This window comes from Streptomyces daghestanicus (assembly GCF_020521275.1).
GTDB lineage: Bacteria > Actinomycetota > Actinomycetes > Streptomycetales > Streptomycetaceae > Streptomyces > Streptomyces griseoviridis.
In genome coordinates this window covers 961968-979946 of record NZ_BNDX01000002.1, presented here as the reverse complement: position 1 = coordinate 979946, position 17979 = coordinate 961968, and the positions used below count along the sequence as shown (strand labels likewise).

Sequence of the window (17979 nt, the reverse complement as noted above, 5' to 3'; positions counted from 1 at the left end):
TACGGTGGGCGGCACGGGTGTTCCCGCGTCACGTCATCGCTCGGCCGGCCGGCCACGTCCGGTGAACCGAGGTGTTCGGGGCACTCGGGGCACTCGGGGCGCGGGGTGCCGGCCGGGATCGGCGCGGACGACGCGGTACGGGCGGTCCGTGCCGAGACAGGCCGGTGGGCCTGGCGTACAGCCCGTGGTCAGGTGGCCGTGCGCAGCGTCCGTGCGCCTACGACGGGAAGGCCGGGGCGCTCGTGCCGCCGCGGCGCGAAAACGAAGCGGCCGGGCGTCTCCCTGGGGATGTGGCCGCTGTCCACACCCACCATCCCGAACCGCACGAGCGGCCGGGCGGCACCGCGCGGCGCGGGACTCGGGGCCGGGTCGGCCTGTGCGGTGCGGGTCACCGGAGCTCCTGCGGGATTCGGGGAGAAGACGCGGGCACATGAGGGAGAACCATGGAGCCGCGGTCGTCGACCGCTGGTGTCATCTCATCCACGGACCGAGCAACGTGTCCAATGAGGATTCTTTCGGCCAGGCATCGAAGTCCCCTATGGCGACTCGGCCGAGCACGTGCAGTGCGAGACCGGCGTGTCCGGTGTGCTCGGCGTTTTCGTGTGTTCGGTGTGTTCGTGTGTTCGGCGGCCGGGCAAGTCCAGAAGAACACCACAAAGATTCCACTTCCCCCCGTGATGCTGGTCCCATGGGGACGAAAGCGGACCGGTGCGCCGGACCGCCGACGGCCTCCCGCGCGTGCCCTCCTTCCGGACGAGGCCACCGCGGGCGGCTGCTCCAGTCACCTGCCACCGGTCCTTCGCACAGCGCCGCCCAAGGCCCACTTCCCGGGAGAGACGATGTCCCCAACCACACACCAGACGGCCCCCACGCGGTTCGTCGAGGCCCACGGCGTCCGCTACGCCTACCGCCGCCTGGGAGCGGGGGGCGAGGTCCCGCTGCTGATGCTCCAGCACTTCACCGGCAACCTCGACAACTGGGACCCCGCCCTCGTCGACGCCCTGGCCGCGCACCGCGAGGTCATCCTGGTCGACTACCCGGGCGTGTCCTCCTCGACGGGCGCCCACGCCACCACCGTCGCGGAGCTGGCCCGCCAGATCATCACGTTCACCATCGCGCTGGACCTGAAGCGGATCGACCTGCTCGGCTTCTCCCTCGGCGGGTTCGCCGCCCAGGACATCGCCCTGGTCCGGCCGGACCTGGTCCGCCGCCTGATCCTGGCCGGCACCGGTCCGAAGGGCGCACCGGGCATGCACGGCTGGCGCAGCGACATCGCGGAGCACGCGCGCGCCGAGAACCCCAGCGGCGAGGACCTGCTGTACATCTTCTTCGCCCACACCGAGACCAGCCGGGCCAAGGGCATGGAGTTCCTCGGGCGCTTGTTCCAGCGTACCGAGGACCGGGACGTGCCCAGCAGCATCGAGTCCCGTGACGCCCAGTACGACGCCGTACTGGAGTGGGGCATCCCCGACCACTCCGCGCTCCAGCGGCTCACCGGCATCCGGAGCCCGACCCTGATCATCCAGGGCGACGACGATCTGATGATCCCCACCAAGGGCAGCCACCTGATGGCGGGGCTGATCCCGGACGCGCGCATCCGCATCTACCCCGACGCCGCGCACGCCTCCCTTTTCCAGTACCCGACCGAAGTGGCCGAGGAGATCGAAGAGTTCCTCGGCTGACGCCCGCTTCCTCCGGCCTCAGGCCGGCCCCCGCCCCCTCCGATTCCTGGGAGAACCACCATGTCCGACCTGCTCGCAACCGTCCTCGACGCCTACGGTGGCCGCGCCCGCTGGGAAGAGGCCGACCGGATCACCGCCCGCCAGTTCTTCGGCGGCGCCCTGTGGGGCCTGAAGGGCCACCCCGGAGCCCTCGACGACGTGGAAGTGATCGTCGGCCTTAAGCGGGAGTTCGTGTCGCAGAAACCCTTCTTCGACGCCGACCACCACACCTCCTTCACCGCCGACCGGGTCGCGGTCGAGACGTCCGACGGTGACGTGGTCGAGGAGCTGACCGACCCGCGCGCCTCGTTCGCCGGCCACGACCTGACGACCCCGTGGACCAGACTCCAGCTGGCCTACTTCTCCGGCAGCGCCATGTGGACGTATCTCGCCGAACCGATCTCCCTGACCTTCCCGGGGGTGCGGACCGAGGAGATCGATCCCTTCACCGAGGACGGCGAGAAGTACCGCCGGCTGCGCGTGGTCTTCCCGGACTACATCGCCACGCTCAGCACCGAGCAGGTGCTGTACGTCGACGGCGACGGGCTGATCCGCCGGCGCGACTACGACGTGGAGATCGCCGGAAACACTCCTGGCGCCCACTTCATCTCCGGCCATCAGGAGGTGGACGGACTCGTCATCCCCACCACCCGCGAGATCTACAGCCGCGACGAGAACGGCCACAAGGTCCCCGACCCGCTCGTGGTGTCCGTGCGGCTGGAGGACATCCGCGTCTCCTGACCCTCCTCCGGCCGATGAGGTCCCACGTCCGCCGGTGCCGGGCGTCCGGCGGGTGCGCCCGCTCGGCCGCGCCCGTGTCAAGAGCGAAGGAACGTCATGTCCCCCTACCTGTCGGATTCGGTGGAGACCCGGTACGTCCGCGGCCCCCTGGGGGAGCGGTTCGCCTACCGTCGCTTCGGCCGGGCCGTCGACGTACCGCTGGTGCTGCTGACCCGGCTGCGCGCCACAATGGACCACTGGGACCCCGACTTCCTCGACCGGCTCGCCACCCGGCGCGAGATCGTCGTCTTCGACAACCGCGGCACCGGTGCGTCCACCGGAACCCCGCCGGCCAGCATCGACGGGCTGGTGGAGGGCGCCCTCTCCTTCACCCGTTCGCTGGGCCTCGACGAGGTCGACCTGCTCGGCTGGGCGATGGGCGGGACGGTCGCCCAGGGCATGGCGCTGGCCGAGCCCTTCCTGGTCCGGCGGCTCGTGCTGGCGGGCAGCTCACCCGGTGGTATCCCCCGTCTGCCCGCGCAGGCGGTGAAGGTCCGGCAGACCCTCAGCAAACCGGTCAACGACGAGGAGGACTTCCTCTACCTGTTCTTCCCGCAGACCGATCCGGCCCGCGCCGTGGGGCGCGCCTCGCTGGGGCGCCTGCAAAGAAGGCTCCGGGCGTCGCGAACGGTGGTGGGACCGGAGGCGGTGCGCGCCCAACTGGTCGCCGTCGGCACGTTCGAGGGTTTCTGGGAGCGGCAGAGCGAACTGGACCTCCCGGTCCTGCTCGCCCACGGCGTGCGCGACGTGGTGGTGCACCCGTACGCCAGTTACGCCATGGCGCAACGGCTGCCCGACGCCAAGGTGATCTTCTACAACGACGCGGGGCACGGCTTCCTGTTCCAGCACCCCGACGACTTCGCCGTCGAGGTCGACCACTTCCTCTCCTGACCGTACGCACCCCCTCGTCCCCAGGGACGAGCGGACATCCCCGCGCGCCCCGGCCCCGACAACCGTCGGGCACCCGACGGCGCGGACCAGAAAGGCAGTGAACGATGAGCAGTACGACCGCCGCGTCCTCCGGAACGTTCGCCATCGGCGGCGAACTGACGGTGAACCGCCTCGGCTACGGCACCATGCAACTCACCGGCCCCGGCGTCTGGGGCCCCTTCCCGGACCAGGACGCCGGCGTGCGCGTCCTGCGCAGGGCCGTCGAGCTGGGCGTGACTCTGTTCGACACCGCGGATTCCTACGGTCCGGACACGGCGGAGCAGCTCCTCCGCAAGGCCCTGCACCCCTACCGGGACGAGGTGGTGATCGCCACCAAGGCCGGGCTGACCCGCCCGGGGCCGGGCAGGTGGGGGTCCGACGGCCGCCCCGAGTACCTGCGTCGGCAGGCCGAGTCGAGCCTGAGGAACCTGGGGCTGGAGCGCATCCCCCTCTTCCAGCTGCACCGCGTCGATCCCTCCGTCCCCTTCGCCGACCAGATCGGCACGCTCAAGCAGCTCCGCGACGAGGGCAAGATCGGCCATGTCGGCCTGTCCGAGGTCAGCGTCGCCGAGCTGGAGGCGGCGCGGGACATCGTGCCCATCGCCTCGGTGCAGAACCTCTACAACCTCGCCCAGCGGGACTCGGAGGACGTCCTGGAGTACGCCGAGGCCAACGGCATCGCGTTCCTGCCCTGGTTCCCGCTGGCCACCGGGCAGCTCGCCCGGCCCGGCGGCCCGCTCGACCACATCGCCCGCGTCGTGGGTGCCACGCCGTCGCAGGCCGCCCTGGCCTGGCTGCTGCGCCGCTCGCCCGTGCTGCTGCCGATCCCCGGCACCTCGTCCGTCGCGCACCTGGAGGACAACGTGGCAGCCGCCGCCCTCGACCTGCCGCAGGAGCACTTCGAGGAGCTGAGCCGCCCGTTCGGCTCGCGGGGCTGAGACCGTGCCGCCCCGGCCGTGCGGCGGCCGGCGGGCGTGTCGCCGACGCCACGCGCAGCGGCGGCCGAGCGCACTTGACGGATGTAAGACGACCGGCCATATTCACCATGCCGGGTTCACCACCGCACCACCCGAAGCAAGCGAAAACAGCACAGGAGCAGACCATGTCCGATCCCGTTTCCCCGCGCCCCTCCGTCGCCATCGCCTACCACTCCGGCTACGGTCACACCGCGGTCCTCGCCGAGGCCGTACGCCGCGGAGCGGCCGAGGCCGGCGCCGACGTCGTCTTCGTCGCGGTCGACACCATCACCGACGAGCAGTGGCAGCGGCTGGACGACGCGGACGCCATCATCTTCGGCTCGCCCACCTACATGGGCGGCGCGTCGGCCGGGTTCCACACCTTCGCCGAAGCCACCAGCAGCCGCTTCGTCGAGGGACGCTGGCAGGACAAGCTGGCCGCGGGCTTCACGAACTCCGCCTCCAAGAGCGGCGACAAGTCGAACACCCTGGCCTTCTTCGCCGCCTTCTCCGCCCAGCACCGCATGCTGTGGGTCAGCCTCGGCCTGAAGCCCGGGTGGAACTCCAGCACCGCCACGGAGCATGACCTCAACCGCCTCGGCTACTGGGGCGGCGCCGCCGCCCAGACTCCCATGGACGGCGGCACCGACACCGTGCACGCCGCCGACATCGCCACCGCCGAGCACCTCGGGGCGCGCGTCACCCGGCAGGCCGCGCTCGTGGCGGCCGGCCGTGCCGCCCTGGCGGCCACCGTCTGACCGGCGCCCCGGACGGACGCCGCCCCACCGCCCCTGTCCACCGGGGCGGTGGGCGGGCAGGCCCCCGCTCGCGCTCTGGCACCAGTTCCCCCCTTGACAGTCATCCATTCGATTCCATTGAGATGACTGGACATTTTCAGGAGACATCGATGAAGCTCCTCGGACTCCAGCCCCCCGGCACACCACGACCCTCCACCGGCCAGGCCCCCGCCCCTGAGAACCAGGACGCGCCTCCGAGGCGGCTGTCCACCCTCGGGGTGGTGATCGCATCCGTCGCCGTCGCGTTCGGCGCCGGGGCGGGAAGTCCGCTGTTCGTGCTGTACCAGCGCGAATGGGGCTTCCCCGACTGGCAGTTGACCACGGCGTTCACCGTCTACGCGGTCACGCTCCTGGCGACCCTGCTCGTCGCGGGATCGGTCTCCGACCACATCGGGCGCCGCCCGGTCCTCGTCGGGGCACTGGTCCTGCTGCTGCTGACCAGCGCCCTGTTCCTGCTCGCCGACGGCATCGGCTGGATCATCGCGGCACGCGCCGTCCAGGGCATGGCCACCGGAGCCGCCACCAGCACCTTCACCGCCGCGATCATCGAACTGGCCAGTCCGCGCCACCGGCCGATGATGACGGTGCTGACCAGCGCGGCCCCCGTGGGCGGACTCGCTCTCGGGGCCCTCTTCGCCGGGGTGGCGGTTCAGTTCACCTCGCACCCCACCGCGGTCGTCTTCACCGGCCTGGCGGTGGTCCTGGTCTACGGCGTCGTCTCGGTGCTGGCCGCCCCGGAGACGGCCGTCCGCCGGCCCGGGGTCCTCGCTTCCCTGCGGCCCCGGCTCACCGTGATGCCCGCCGCGCGCGCCTGGTTCTGGTCGCTCGCGCCGCTGGTCGCCGCCGGCTGGATGTTCTCCGGCCTCTTCCTCGGCCTGGCGCCCTCCTTCGACAGCTCCGTGTTCGACATCCACAGTGGGGCCGCGAACGGAGCTGTCGTCGCCCTCCAGCCCCTCTCCGCGGCCGCCGCCGGCATGGCGTTCGGCCGTGTGGAGGCCGAACGGGCCACCCGCGTGGGCGCTGCGCTGGTCCTCAGCGGCGCGGTGCTCGCGGTGAGCGGCGTCGCGGCGGCGAACCTCCCCCTCGTCATCACCGGAGCGCTCGCCGGCGGCGCCGGGCAGGGCGCGGCCTTCGGGTCGTCCCTGCGCATCCTGGGCCCGCTGGCCGACAACGCCCGCCGCGGCGGTCTCTTCGCCGCCGTGTACCTCATCGCGTACACCGCCTACGGTGTTCCGGTCCTCGCGGCCGGCATCGCGAGCGACGCCGTCGGCCTGTCCGCCACGGTCGTCGCCTACGGCGTCCTCGTCGCCGCCCTGGCCGCCGTGGCGGGCGTGTCCTTGACCCTGCGGGCCCGCAAGGGGTCGCGTATCACCGCAGCAACCGCTGGGAAGTGAGATCCGTGCCGCAGCCGAGCACCAGGAACAGACTGCTCGAGCACGCCGAGGCGGTCTTCCGCCAGAAGGGGTTCGACGGCGCGAGCGTCCAGGACATCACCCGGGCCGCCGACGTGCCGAAGGGGTCCTTCTACAACCACTTCGACAGCAAGCAGGATCTCGCCGTGGAGATCGTCCACCGTTACGCGGGTGGCACCGATCTGTCGCCCCTCGGGGAGGGCGACTCCCCCGTGGCGCGCCTGCGCGCGTATCTGCTGGGTGAACTCGAACGGACCGAGATCACCGGCGTGGAGTTCGGGTGCCTGCTCGGCACCTTCGCGAGTGACAGCGCCACCGCCGGTGACCGGGTGCGCGAGGCCGTCGGCGAGGCTCTCGCGAGCCGGTCCGCCACCCTGGCCCGCACGATCGAGGAAGGTCAGGCCACCGGGGCCATCACCGCGCGCCGTCCGGCCGGGGTGCTCGCCACCTTCCTGGTCGACGTGCTGGAGGGGGCGATCCTGCGCGCCAAGACCGCCGTCGGCCCGTCGACCGCGGCGGAGGAGATCGACATCGCGCTGGACGCGCTGCGCCCGTGACACGACCGTGGTCCGCGGCCGGCGTCGTGCTCGCGCCCGCCTTCCCGGAACCGGGGAGGAGAGCGCCCTTCCTCGGTTCCGGGAAGGCGGGCGCGGTTGGGAAGCGGGCGCCGACCGGCGCCCTACGGCCGGACGCGGCACCCGGGCCCCGTGGTCCGGCCGGGCGGGGCTCCCCGGGGCCCGCCACCCGGTCCCACCGCGGCGCCGGTCCGGGGAGAGTCCGGGCACGGGCTCAGGAGGTCGCCCGCAGCTCGGACCGGTTCGGCGGCACGCCGAGCGTCCGGACGTTGTTCCGCCCCGCGTCCGCGGACCGCCGGACCTCCCGCGGCAGGCGCCAGACATCGGCGTGCGCCGCCGCCAGGCCGTGGGCCGCGGCCCGGCACGCGGCCACGAAGCCCGCCACCTCGGCCGACGCGTCGTCAGCGCGCCACACCACGCTCATCCGGCCGGTCAGCCCCGTGATGGGCACGAAAGCCACACCCGGATAGCGGGAGAAACGGAAGGAGTCCGGCACCGCGGAGACGCCCAGTCCGGCCGCCACCAGATCGGGCACCGCGGAGGGCGCAGTCGGCACCGATGTCAGACCCACGCCGGCAGCGGTGGCGGCGGCGCTCAACTGCTCCCAGCAGTGGCTGCGTTCGCGCAGCGGGAAGAGAATCTGCTCCTCGGCCAGCAGGGCCAGCGGCATCGTCGCCTCGTCGGCCCACGGGTGACCCTGCGCGAGCAGCGCGCTGGTGCGCTCCTCCACCAGCACCTCGGCCGCCAGCTCCGCCCGCTTGGGCCGGTCCCAGGTCAGGATGGCGTCGGCTCGGCCGTCGATGAGCGCGGCCGTCTGTTCCCCGTCGTCGAGCCCGATCACGGAGACACCCACGTCGTCCACGCTCCCGCGAAAGCGCCGGACCGCCTCGGAGAGCAGCCCGCCCGGCGGGCCGGGAAGCGGCGCGGAGACCGTCAGTACCCGCGCCCGGCCCGTCGCCGCGGAGCGTGCGGTGCGCACGATGCGCCGGTTGTGGGCCAGGGCCCGCTCCGCCTCGGGGACGATCAGCCGTCCTGCGGCGGTGAGTTCGGCGCCGCGGGAGGTACGGGCGAACAACTCGACGCCGAGCAGCCGTTCCAGTTGCTGCACCTGCCTGCTCAGCGCCGGCTGGGCCACTCTCAGGCGGGAGGCCGCGTGCCCGAAGTGGCCCTCCCGCGCCACGGCGAGGAAGGCGCGCAGGAGTCTCGGCTCGATGTCCGGCTCGGGGCGCGCCGCTGGGGCGCCCGCCTCGGATGCCGCCTCAGATATGTGCACGGTGGAGGACTGCCTTCCGACGAGGGGCCGCGGGACGCTGCTGACGGTGCTCCGTCTCGTCGTTCCGACCGGCCGCAGGGCATGCGTTTCCGACATTGCGTGATGACGAATCGGCCTTGGACAGGGTGCGCCCTTCCCTGTTCGAATACCTATCGGAGTTGTTCTGGGAAGAGGAAGCACGTGACACGTCGATCCGGTGCCGTCACGGCGCCCGTCCTCGCGGACGGCGTACGGGCCGGCGGCCCGCCTGCTCCGCCCCGAACCTCCCCCCGACCGGCCCTCCTCGGGCCGGGTTCCGGGACGGCTCGCACCCGGCGTCGCCCCCGGACGCCATCGGCTCCCGTCACCCGCGCGGTCGAGCCGAAGGGTGCGAGCCGTCCCCGGACGCCGTCGAACATGCCGGTCCGGCGGTGGCCCGGCCCGGCGCGACGACGTGACGCTCACAGCGCCGATGCCCACAGCCGGGCCTTCGCGTGTATCACGAGCGGCAGTACGGGGTCGTCGACGCAGTTCACGGCATCGGTCCACGCCCGTCGAGCACCGCTCACGTCACCGGCGTCGAAGTGGATGTCGCCGAGCGCCACGAGTGCTTCCATCACGTTGGCACGGCTGCCGGCCCGCCGCATCAGGTCGATACCCTGTTCGTAGAAGGCGATCGAACGGTCGTGGTCGCGCTGGGTGTGGTGGAGCCTGCCCAGCAGGGTCATGCACGACCCCACGCCGTTGAGGTCGTTCACCTCGCGGAAGATCGTCGCGGCGGTGTCGGCCAGCAGGGCCGTCTCCGTCACGTCGCCCAGTTCCAGCCGGCTGTAGCCCGCCAGCAGCGTGGTGGTGGCCTCCAGCGCGCGCTGGCCGGTGGCCCGCAGCAGCCGCATCGCCTGCTCCTGGTGCTGGGCGGCGACGGCGTAGTCGCCCAGCGCGAAACGTACGGTGCCGAGGTTCTTGAGCACATGGGCCAGGTCGTCGACCAGTCCCAGCTTCTCGAAGTTCTCCTGGGCCGACTTCAGGTACCGGAGGGACTCCTCGCGGTCGCCGAGGAAGTGGTGGGCGCCCGCGAGGCCGTGCTGAGCGCGTGCCGTTCCTTCGGTGTCCCCGGCCCGCCGGGCGGTCTCCAGGGCGAGGCGCATGGTCGCTGCCCAGTCGTGCCAGCAGCCGTGACGCTGCTGGTACAGCTGCATCTTCAAGGCCAGTTCCCAGGTCGCCCTGGACTCTCCGCGCGTCGCGGTGTTCTCGACCACGGCGCGCAACACGGAGTGCTCGTTCGTGAACCAGTCCATCGCGGCCGCGCTGTCGGCCATCGTCTCGGGGGTGACGCCGGGCAGCGGTGGCGGCGGCGCGACCGGTCTCGTCGGCGGTCGCAGCATCAGATGGGCGGCGTGCGCGGTCTGCCGGTAATGATCGTGCAGGCGGGCCAGCGCGGCGGCGCGCTCCGTTCTCGTCTCGCCGTCCAGTTCGGCGGCGTAGGCGAGCACCAGGTCGTGGGACCAGTACCGGTCGCGGCGCTGGACGGTGAGGAGGCGGGTGCGGACGAGTTCACCCACCGCGGCGGAGGCCGCGCGCGGCGCGACACCGGCGAGACTCGCCATCGCGGCGACGGTGAGGTCGGGTCCCGGGTGCAGCGGCAGCAGCCGGAAGAGCCGTGCGGCCTGGTCGCTGAGCGTGCGGTAGGACCAGGAGAAGACACTCCTGACGTCGTTGTCGAGGTTGTCGTCGCTGAAGCCGTCCAGCGTGATCCGGCTGTTGACCAGCTCGGCCGCCACCTGCGGCAGGGGGTGGTCGGGGTGGCTGGCCGCCCGCGCGGCCACGATGGCCACGGCCAGCGGCAGTCGGCCGCACCCCTCGACGATCCGCCCGACCAGGTCCATGTCGACGTCCTCGCCGGGACGGGAGGCCCTGATCCGTTCCAGGAAGCCGGCGGTCGCCTCCTGCCGGGTGGGCACGTCGAGGGTGAGCAGGTGCGCCCCGTGGCCGGCGGCGAGACCGGTCAGGCGGCTTCGGCTGGTCACGATCACCCTGCACTCGGACGTCCCGGGCAGCAGCGGCCGCACCTGCTCGATGTCGCGGGCGTTGTCCAGGACGACGAGCACCCGCAGCCCGGCCAGCACACTGCGGTACAGGGCGGCCCGCGCGTCCACTTGGGCCGGGATGTCCTGCTGGCCCACGCCGAGCGCGCTCAGGAAGCCCTGGAGTACCTCGTGCGGATCTCTCGGGCTGCCTTCGGCGACGAACCCGCGCAGGTCGGCGTAGAGCTGCCCGTCGGGGAAGTCGCCGGCCACGCGGTGTGCCAGACGAACGGCCAGCGCCGTCTTGCCGATACCGGGAATGCCGTCGATCGCCAGGACTCGCGGAGCGCTCCCCCCGGTGGCGCGGGTCAGGGCCGTGGCGTGCGCCAGGGCGTCCTCGCGTCCCACGAAGCACGGCAGGTCGGAGGGGAGCTGGACCGGTTTGACCGGGGGTGCCTCGCGCGGGGCGGACACCTCGGCGGGCACGGGGGCACCGTGGTCGTCCGCCGGATCGGTGGGCGGGTTCTCGGCGGTCGCGGTGGTCCCAGCGCTTTCGCCTGTTCCGGCCGTCCCGCCCGTCTCCTGGCGCAGGATCCTGTCGTACGCGGCGCGCAGTTCGGTGCCGGGGTCCACGCCCAGTTCGTCCGCCAGACGCAGTCGTGTCTCCTGGTACAGGGCCATTGCCTCGGCCTGCTTGCCGTCGGCGGCGAGCGCCAGCAGGAGGTGGGACAGCAGTGCCTCGTCCAGGGGATTGCGCTCGACGGCGTGGCGCAGGGGCAGCAGTACCGCTCCGGCGCGGTCGCACCGCAGGGAGGCCGCCGCGGCCTCGCACACCACGGAGACGTATTCGTGCTCGATCATGACGAAAGCCGGGTGGGTGCCGACGGAAGGTTCCAGGTCGGCCGCGCACCGCCCCTGCCACAGTCCGAGCGCGGTGGTGAAGAGTCCCACGGCCCGCGCCCAGTCACCGGAGCCGGACGCGTGGCGGGCCTGCTCCACCAAGGTGCGGAAGTTCAGGAGATCGAGGCAGTCCTCGTCGACGCGGAGCAGGTAGCCGCCGGCCTGCCGTACGAGCCATCGCCCGGGGGAACGGGCGGGCAGTTCGGGTTCGAGGAGCCGGCGGAGGACTCCGACGTACCGGTGCACCGCGTTCGCGGCGCTGGCCGGGGGGAAGCCGTCCCAGAGCAGTTCGACGAACTCCCCCAGGGGAACCGGCCTTCCCGCCCGGGCGAGCAGGACGCCCAGGATGAGCCGCTGCTGTTTGGGGCCGAGGCGCAGTTCCTTCCCCGCCCGCCAGGCCCGCACCGGTCCGAGTACGGAGAACTGGATGGCCTCGTCCACGAGATCACGTTGCCGTGTCATCGGTGATCCCCCTCTTTCCTGGCCCGCGGGTGGAGCCTCGCGGTGCCGACGCGTCGTGTCGCTCGGTGTGGTCGCCGGGTCCGGGACGCCGGGCGCCCGGACCGGTCCGGGACGCCGGGACAGGCACGCGGGACGGGCCACCGCGGACCGCGATCGCGGCGGGGGGCACCGTGGCAAAGGTTCCGGCCGTCGCGGGGTTCCGCCTCATCCGTTGCCGGGATGCCATGTCCGGTTCCGCCGCTCGTACAGGACCTGGAAGCCGATGCGGAGCATGTTGTGCGGGGACGAGTTGGGGGCCCCCGGTCGTTCCACGCCCGTCTCCGCGACGAGCCAGCGACAGCCCGCGGGGTCGGCCTGCCGGGCGCGAGCCGCCAGCAGCGCGCTCTGTGCGCCGCCGCGCGCGGGCGGGACCGTGGCCCCACCGGAGAACTGGGCGGTCTCACCACGTGTGTACATGGTTCCGACGGCGACGAGGTCGGTGCCGCCCCGGATGCCGAAGGGATGCCGGCCGGCCCGTCCGACGGAGGCGGCCGTCATGTCGCCCGGGTGCTCCTCGGGCATGTCGAAGGCACGCGTCATGACCGCTCCCTGGGCAACGGCGTCCTCGGGGCAGACGGCGGCCAGGTTCAGCCCGGGTGACCGCTGGTCCCACCCCGCCGTTCGGCGGAGCGCCTCGTCCATGGCGCACATCACCTTCTCCCGGGACGGACCGGCGGACGGACAGCCCGCACTCCGCGCAGACTTCGCCCCAGTCCTCCGGCAGGACCGCCGGCGCCAGTCGGAGGACGGCCTGGGGCGTCCCCTCGTTCCGGTAGAAGGCGCACACCTCTGTGACGAGGCCGCGGTGACCGGGGTGGTGAAGCCGGAACCGAGGGCCTTGCTCCAGAATCGGGTCGGGTCGTGACGGACGCAGAGCGTGACGCCGCCACCCGGGCGGACGGAGCGCGATCCCAGGGCCTCTCGGGTGGCCGCGGGCGCTCCCGTCTCGACGTCGGGGAGTGCCTCGGCCTCGGACAGTTCGGCTGCGGACGCAAGCACGGGAGTGGTCATCGGGATCTCCACCTGGTCGCGTGCGGCACGGCGGACGCCCCCTGCTCTGGCCACTTTTTCAATATGGCCAGTCGTATTGAGCGGTGTCAAATCTCTCTCCGTCCGGCGGGACACCCCGTTCAGGTGAGGGCGCGACCTCGATGTCCGCCCTGCTCCGCGTCAGGGTTCACGGCCCGGGATCCCTCCCGTCGTCCCACCTGTGCGGGACTCCGGTCGCGGACGGGTCGGCCCCTTCCACCCAGGGGCAACCCTAGGCACACCTGTCCGGGGAAGCATCAGTCGGATGACTGGCATCGGTGGGTCATGGACCGCGGCGCACCCCGCAGAGCCCGCCGACACACCGGGCCCGACCCTCGCGAGCGGATCGGCACCGACGGGGCGGCCGGCGGTGCAGGCGGCGCGGTCGAGCCTCACCGTGAACGCGGTTCCCCCGGCGGCGGGGGCGCACCGCGCGACCTGCGCGATCAGCGGGTCGAGGACCCGGTGGGCGGAGCCGCTCCCGCGAAGGCGCGGTGGACGCGGCACGGCGGCGGGCCGGACCCGGGCGGGAGTCACCAGATGACCGGTACGCGGGAGTTCGTCCCGCGTCCGCTCGGGGAGGGGGCGGATGTCCGGGCCTGGACGCCCTGACCGGTACGGGTGCCTGGCGCGACGACGTACCCGCCGTCGGCACGGACGTCGACCTGCCGGGTGAGCGTGGTCCTCCCGCCACAACCCGGTGGAACGGCCTCGTGTGATCGACGTCGACGCCCACCCGGCCCCGGTCGCCGGCCGGAACCGCCCGCTGCCGGGCATCCCCATCCCCGAGCAGGTGAACCTCGACGGACCGGCCTCCGGCTTCGACGCCCTGGCCCTGCCGGCGGCCTTCCGCGGCCGGCCCGGTCCCGTGGGTGACGCCGGCACCCTGCGGGTCCGTACGCCCTCGGGCGGCCCGCACGTCCGGTACCACACCAGCTGGCCGGGCCTACGGTTCCGCTGGCAGGGCCCCAGCGGCTCAAGGCGCCGAGAAACCTGGCAGGACCAGGGCGGAGGGAGCCGCCGGGGTGCGAGAGCCTGGACTCTGCCCGCACCACGATCCCTTCGGCTCCCCACACCACGTCACACCGAGCCAGGTTTCTGTGCCGTGACCGAACCACGCCGACTGTCCTGACCGGTGGGACCGGTTCCCGCCGGGGACATGTGCCGGCCCTCCCCCGACCCGCGACGGGAATCCGCGGGAGAAAACATTCCGGATTCGTTGAACCTTTCGGTGCCCCGGTCTCGTGTATGCCATGTGACCAGTGAAAGGTCGGCGAACGGCCCCTGGTCGGAGGCTCGGCGGAAAACGGAGGTGTGGGCGGTGAACAGCCGGTGGTGTGCGCCGTCGATCCCGGTGTAGCCGGAAAACGGCAGTGCCTTCGCGCAAGCGGTGGCCGGAGTCGTCGGCCGGGAGGACGGGAAGCCGGCTCACCTGACCCGCACGGCGCGCGGGGACACGCCGGAGCTGGGCGTTGCCCCGCGCACGCCGCTGCCGTCCGGTCGGCCACGGTCGTGGGCGCCCCGGCAGTGGTGCTCGTCGGCGATCACTCGGTTTCGGTCGCCGCGCGGGCCGCCACCTCGCTCGCGCTGTCGTCGTCCGGTTCGGCCACGGTGTACAGGACCGACCTCTGCTGCTTGTGCCGCACGATACGGCCCTTGGCGACCAGCGCCTCCAGGGTGTTGCGCACGACCTGGGGTGTGGGATTGCGTTCCGGACGCGTCTGCAGCAGTTCGTCGCGCAGCTCCTTCGCCAGGCGTGGCTCGTCGTGTGCCTTCAACAGGTCCAGGAGCAGTTCTCCCAGGAGGGGCTGCCGCCCGGGTTTCCGGCCCGAGGGCGCCGTGCCGGATGTCCGCCCCGCGGCCTCGGGCCGCGTCCTGCCGTCGGTGGGCGCCGTGTCCGCCGGGGCCGGCGCCGCGGTGCCGCCTGGCGGGCCCTGGGACGGGGGGGCGGAAGAGCCGTCCGCCTGCTGCGGTACGTGGTCGGACTGCGGGGTGGAACGCCCCGCGAGATTCAGGATGTCCAGCAGGAGAGCCTCCTCCTGACGCAGCACCTCCAGGCGACCGGTGAGTTCGCGTTGCTGGCGGCGGTTCTCCTCCAGGTCCGCCGTGGCCTGTTCGGCGTACCGTGACTGAATCGTGGCGGGGTCCGATTTGATGAGCAAAGCCGTTGGCTCCCTTTGTGTGTGGCTGACGGTGCGCATCGTACTCAGGCCATACCCACACGGTGCAGGGCCGGGCCGTGCACACGGTGCAGGGCCGGGCCGTCAGGGCGCCGTCGCACCGGGTGGCCCGGGCTTCCTAGGTCGGATGACGGATGCCTCTGTGACAGGTGTGAAGGATCGTGTCTCCCACCGCACAAGGGAAGGCATGACATGTCACAGAAGCAGATCCTCGGCCACCGTTTCCTCGCGGACCTGGGCGTTCTGACCCTGGAGATCCACTTCGAATCCGAGGAGCGGATGACCTTCACCGTCATCAAGGGAGGAGAGCTGGTGCCGGACGGCCACACCGAGACCGTGGCCGTCACGACGGCGGAGATCCGCCCGGATGTGTACCTGACGTCCTGGAAGGAGCTGTCCGGAGCCACGATCACTCATCTGGAGGACTTCGAGCGGGGCCTGCTGTACTCCCGGATCACGCTGCCCGACGGTACGCCGCTCGCGCTGACCGGCACCATCGGCCCGCTGGACTGACGGCGGTCGCGGGCTCGCTTTCCGCCGGAGACCGCTCCCGCGCGAGGTGGGTGGCCTCTCGCACCGCTTCGGCCGGGTCGTACGGCGGGATTGCCGACACGTAGTACGGCCGGTAGCGGGGGTCAGCACACGTGCCTGGTCCCGCGGTGCGAGAGGTAGGTGTCGTGGCTGAAGGGCGGCCACGCGGGAGACCAGGACGTCGACGTCCCCGTCCTCCTGCCGCCGGAACACCCGCTCGTGCGGCGCCTCCCCGCTGTTCACGCGGTGGCCGTGGGCCTTCAGGACGCGGCGGGTGACGGCGGCGGCCCGGTGGAAGGACAGGGCGGTGCTGCCCACGGTGCTGGGGCTGTGGCGGCAGCGGCATCCAGGGGTGCGGGTCGGTTGTTCGCACACCGTCGGTCCGCGAAGCCGGCCCGGCTATGACCGCCGGCCAGGCCGACGCCGCCGTTGGCCCCCCCTGCCGGACGCCTGGGAGGGCGCCGCCCGCCGCATTGGCACAGAGAAGGTCCTGGTGGCAGCCGCGCCGGCGATCCGGTGGCCGCGTCACCGCGGGCGCCCGGCGTCCGCCTCGCCGGCCTCGTCGATCTCGCCGAGCGGGAACGGGTGCGCTCCACCCCGGACGGCGCCCTCGCCGGCCTCCTCGAACGGGCCCGCGCCGACGCGCGACCGCGGCCCAGGATCGCGGTGGGCACGGAACAGGCACCGTCCGCCATCGGGTACGCCGCCGCCTGACCGGGACCCGCGCTCGTCCCCGCGCACACGATCCCGCCGCACTTCGATGGCGCGTTCCTCCGCCCCGAGCCGCCCGTGCGACGGCATGTGACCGGATACTCGTGCATCAACCCCGACCCGGTCACCGCCTCCTGCCTGGAGACGCCCGGCACGCACGCGGCGCCGCTGCCCCCGCTCGTCGACCGTCGGCTGCGGTTCAGTGACCGCCCGGCGCGGCGGCCGTCGCCCGAGGCGCGTCGGACCCGGCGGGCGGAGCGCCGTGCACGGCATCCGCCCGCGTCACCCCGGACGGCGGCATGCCCCTGCCCTCCCCCGCCCCGGCCGACGCTCCGTCGTTGTCGCCGGCCGGCCGCCACGAGCGGCCGTTCCCGGCGAGTCCTGGTGAACCGGTGACGGCTCCACGTCGTGTAACCCATGTCCCGATGCCGACGGCCGCGGCCTGCCGTGCGCCGCACCGGCGGCGGCGCGGAGCACGACACCGCGACACGTCGGCGGGGAAGTGCCGAGGCGTTCTCCCGAGGGCGGCACACACACGCGCGGGAGAGGGCCGCGCGAGGGCGACGACGCCCGCGGCAGCCGCCCACCGGGGAGACGACGGCACTTCCCGGCACGACGAGCACCCCCGACCGCAAAGGTTTCCATGGACCCAGTCGACCAGCAGTCCGCCGACGATCCCGACCCCCGGCTGCTGCGTGCCTTTCTGGCTCTGGCCGTCGAGGGGCACTTCGGCCACGCCGCCGCTCGGCTGTCGATCGCCCAGCCCTCGCTGAGCCGTCAGGTGCGGCAGCTGGAGCGCGCGCTCGGCGTCCCGCTGTTCCACCGCACACCGCACGGTGCCTCGCTGACCGACGCGGGACGCCTGCTCCGCCCGGAGGCGGAGCGCGTACTGGCACAGAACGCCCGGCTGGTGCGGATCGCACGGGACTGCGCGGTGCCGTCCCCTTCCGTCCTGAACATCGCGGCCCCCCTGCCCAGCCCGGCCGGGAGCCTGCTCTCCGAGGCCATCCACCGGTTCCGCGACGGGCGCGAGCAGGCCCGGATCGCCGTGCTCGACCTCTCCGACGAGGAACAGGCAAGCGCGCTGGCCGGGCATCGGATCGACGCCGCCCTCACCTGGGGAGGCACCCACCTGCCCGGCGTGGCCTCCGAGGAGCTGGTACGCGAACCTGTGCACGGGCTGGTCACCTCCGGGCATCCGCTGGAGGGGGCGGAGCGGATGCCGCTGTCCGCCCTGTCCGACGGACCCCTGCTGTTCCCGGTCAGGGAACGGCGGCACTGCTGGACCGGGCTGCGCGACGCCGCGTCGGCCGCCCGCGTCCGGCTGGAGCCGGTCCCCACCGCTCCCGCGGCCGTGCTCGGCATGGTGGCCGACGGACTGGGCTGTTCGGCGGTGCCCGCGTCGCTGCGCCTCAGTTCGTCCCCGGGCCTGGCGTTCGTGCCCCTGCCCGGACTCTCCGTCCTCATGAGCGTCATGTGGCGCCGGACGGACGACTCCCCGGCCGTCGCCGCGTTCGTCGCCGCCTGCCGGTCCGCCGCGACGGCCCTGATCGGCAAGCGCCCCGACATCTGGTCGGACCCGCGGCAGGCAGCGGGGGAAGCCACCAGGGACGGGGGATCCGCGTAGGGCACGCCGGGGCCGGCACGCTCCGTCCCGGCCGGTCGCGCCGGATGAGGCCC

Annotated in this window: 15 protein-coding genes; 10 read left to right on the top strand and 5 right to left on the bottom strand. The window is 72.9% G+C overall.

Features of this window, described 5'->3' with window-relative positions; genetic code table 11:
* Positions 1-188 precede the first annotated feature (188 nt).
* Positions 189-392, bottom strand: a complete 204-nt coding sequence (locus Sdagh_RS04370) for a hypothetical protein (RefSeq protein WP_189421591.1) — start codon at positions 390-392, stop codon at positions 189-191.
* A 447-nt stretch (positions 393-839) separates the two neighbouring features.
* Here Sdagh_RS04370 and Sdagh_RS04365 point away from each other — a divergent pair, with 447 nt between their 5' ends.
* From Sdagh_RS04365 to Sdagh_RS04335, 7 genes are all read left to right on the top strand, one after another.
* Positions 840-1682: an alpha/beta fold hydrolase gene (locus Sdagh_RS04365; protein WP_189421590.1), complete on the top strand. Its 843-nt coding sequence runs from the start codon at positions 840-842 to the stop codon at positions 1680-1682.
* A 60-nt stretch (positions 1683-1742) separates the two neighbouring features.
* Entirely contained in the window at positions 1743-2462 is a 720-nt protein-coding gene (locus tag Sdagh_RS04360; RefSeq protein ID WP_189421589.1) for a hypothetical protein, read from the top strand.
* Between the two features lie 96 nt (positions 2463-2558).
* The gene (locus Sdagh_RS04355) at positions 2559-3392 is read left to right on the top strand and encodes an alpha/beta fold hydrolase (protein ID WP_189421588.1); all 834 of its coding nucleotides are present in this window, start codon (positions 2559-2561) and stop codon (positions 3390-3392) included.
* Positions 3393-3496: 104 nt separating this feature from the next.
* Positions 3497-4369, top strand: coding sequence for an aldo/keto reductase (locus tag Sdagh_RS04350; RefSeq protein WP_189421587.1), 873 nt, complete (start codon positions 3497-3499; stop codon positions 4367-4369).
* 164 nt (positions 4370-4533) lie between these two features.
* Positions 4534-5145, top strand: coding sequence for a flavodoxin family protein (locus Sdagh_RS04345; protein WP_189421586.1), 612 nt, complete (start codon positions 4534-4536; stop codon positions 5143-5145).
* Positions 5146-5294: 149 nt separating this feature from the next.
* The gene (locus tag Sdagh_RS04340; RefSeq protein ID WP_226534539.1) at positions 5295-6578 is read left to right on the top strand and encodes an MFS transporter; all 1284 of its coding nucleotides are present in this window, start codon (positions 5295-5297) and stop codon (positions 6576-6578) included.
* A 5-nt stretch (positions 6579-6583) separates the two neighbouring features.
* Positions 6584-7153, top strand: coding sequence for a TetR/AcrR family transcriptional regulator (locus tag Sdagh_RS04335; RefSeq protein WP_190077985.1), 570 nt, complete (start codon positions 6584-6586; stop codon positions 7151-7153).
* A gap of 232 nt (positions 7154-7385) precedes the next feature.
* On the opposite strand, the gene Sdagh_RS04330 is transcribed toward Sdagh_RS04335, so the two are convergent.
* The 4 genes from Sdagh_RS04330 to Sdagh_RS04310 all read right to left on the bottom strand — a co-directional run bounded on the left by Sdagh_RS04330 (position 7386) and on the right by Sdagh_RS04310 (position 15039).
* Positions 7386-8444 (bottom strand): LysR family transcriptional regulator, encoded by a 1059-nt coding sequence (locus Sdagh_RS04330; RefSeq protein WP_226534537.1) that lies wholly within the window; start codon positions 8442-8444, stop codon positions 7386-7388.
* A gap of 440 nt (positions 8445-8884) precedes the next feature.
* Positions 8885-11809: an AfsR/SARP family transcriptional regulator gene (locus tag Sdagh_RS04325; RefSeq protein ID WP_190077984.1), complete on the bottom strand. Its 2925-nt coding sequence runs from the start codon at positions 11807-11809 to the stop codon at positions 8885-8887.
* 204 nt (positions 11810-12013) lie between these two features.
* A complete protein-coding gene (locus tag Sdagh_RS04320) occupies positions 12014-12490 on the bottom strand; it encodes a hypothetical protein (RefSeq protein WP_226534536.1) in 477 nt (158 codons plus the stop codon).
* Positions 12491-14421: 1931 nt separating this feature from the next.
* Entirely contained in the window at positions 14422-15039 is a 618-nt protein-coding gene (locus Sdagh_RS04310; RefSeq protein WP_226534528.1) for a hypothetical protein, read from the bottom strand.
* A 210-nt stretch (positions 15040-15249) separates the two neighbouring features.
* Here Sdagh_RS04310 and Sdagh_RS04305 point away from each other — a divergent pair, with 210 nt between their 5' ends.
* The 3 genes from Sdagh_RS04305 to Sdagh_RS04295 all read left to right on the top strand — a co-directional run bounded on the left by Sdagh_RS04305 (position 15250) and on the right by Sdagh_RS04295 (position 17926).
* Entirely contained in the window at positions 15250-15570 is a 321-nt protein-coding gene (locus tag Sdagh_RS04305; protein ID WP_189421582.1) for a MoaF-related domain-containing protein, read from the top strand.
* Positions 15571-16104: 534 nt separating this feature from the next.
* Complete coding sequence (locus tag Sdagh_RS04300) at positions 16105-16302, top strand: hypothetical protein (protein WP_190077982.1); 198 nt, start codon at positions 16105-16107, stop codon at positions 16300-16302.
* Positions 16303-16942: 640 nt separating this feature from the next.
* A complete protein-coding gene (locus Sdagh_RS04295; protein WP_190077981.1) occupies positions 16943-17926 on the top strand; it encodes a LysR family transcriptional regulator in 984 nt (327 codons plus the stop codon).
* Positions 17927-17979: the final 53 nt, after the last annotated feature.

Bases quoted from the DNA above. Each gene is read 5' to 3' on its own strand.
- Sdagh_RS04365 (WP_189421590.1), top strand. From the start codon at position 840: ATGTCCCCAACCACACACCAGACGGCCCCCACGCGGTTCGTCGAGGCC.
- Sdagh_RS04360 (WP_189421589.1), top strand. From the start codon at position 1,743: ATGTCCGACCTGCTCGCAACCGTCCTCGACGCCTACGGTGGCCGCGCC.
- Sdagh_RS04355 (WP_189421588.1), top strand. From the start codon at position 2,559: ATGTCCCCCTACCTGTCGGATTCGGTGGAGACCCGGTACGTCCGCGGC.
- Sdagh_RS04350 (WP_189421587.1), top strand. From the start codon at position 3,497: ATGAGCAGTACGACCGCCGCGTCCTCCGGAACGTTCGCCATCGGCGGC.
- Sdagh_RS04345 (WP_189421586.1), top strand. From the start codon at position 4,534: ATGTCCGATCCCGTTTCCCCGCGCCCCTCCGTCGCCATCGCCTACCAC.
- Sdagh_RS04340 (WP_226534539.1), top strand. From the start codon at position 5,295: ATGAAGCTCCTCGGACTCCAGCCCCCCGGCACACCACGACCCTCCACC.
- Sdagh_RS04325 (WP_190077984.1), bottom strand. From the start codon at position 11,809: ATGACACGGCAACGTGATCTCGTGGACGAGGCCATCCAGTTCTCCGTA.
- Sdagh_RS04320 (WP_226534536.1), bottom strand. From the start codon at position 12,490: ATGGACGAGGCGCTCCGCCGAACGGCGGGGTGGGACCAGCGGTCACCC.
- Sdagh_RS04305 (WP_189421582.1), top strand. From the start codon at position 15,250: ATGTCACAGAAGCAGATCCTCGGCCACCGTTTCCTCGCGGACCTGGGC.
- Sdagh_RS04295 (WP_190077981.1), top strand. From the start codon at position 16,943: ATGGACCCAGTCGACCAGCAGTCCGCCGACGATCCCGACCCCCGGCTG.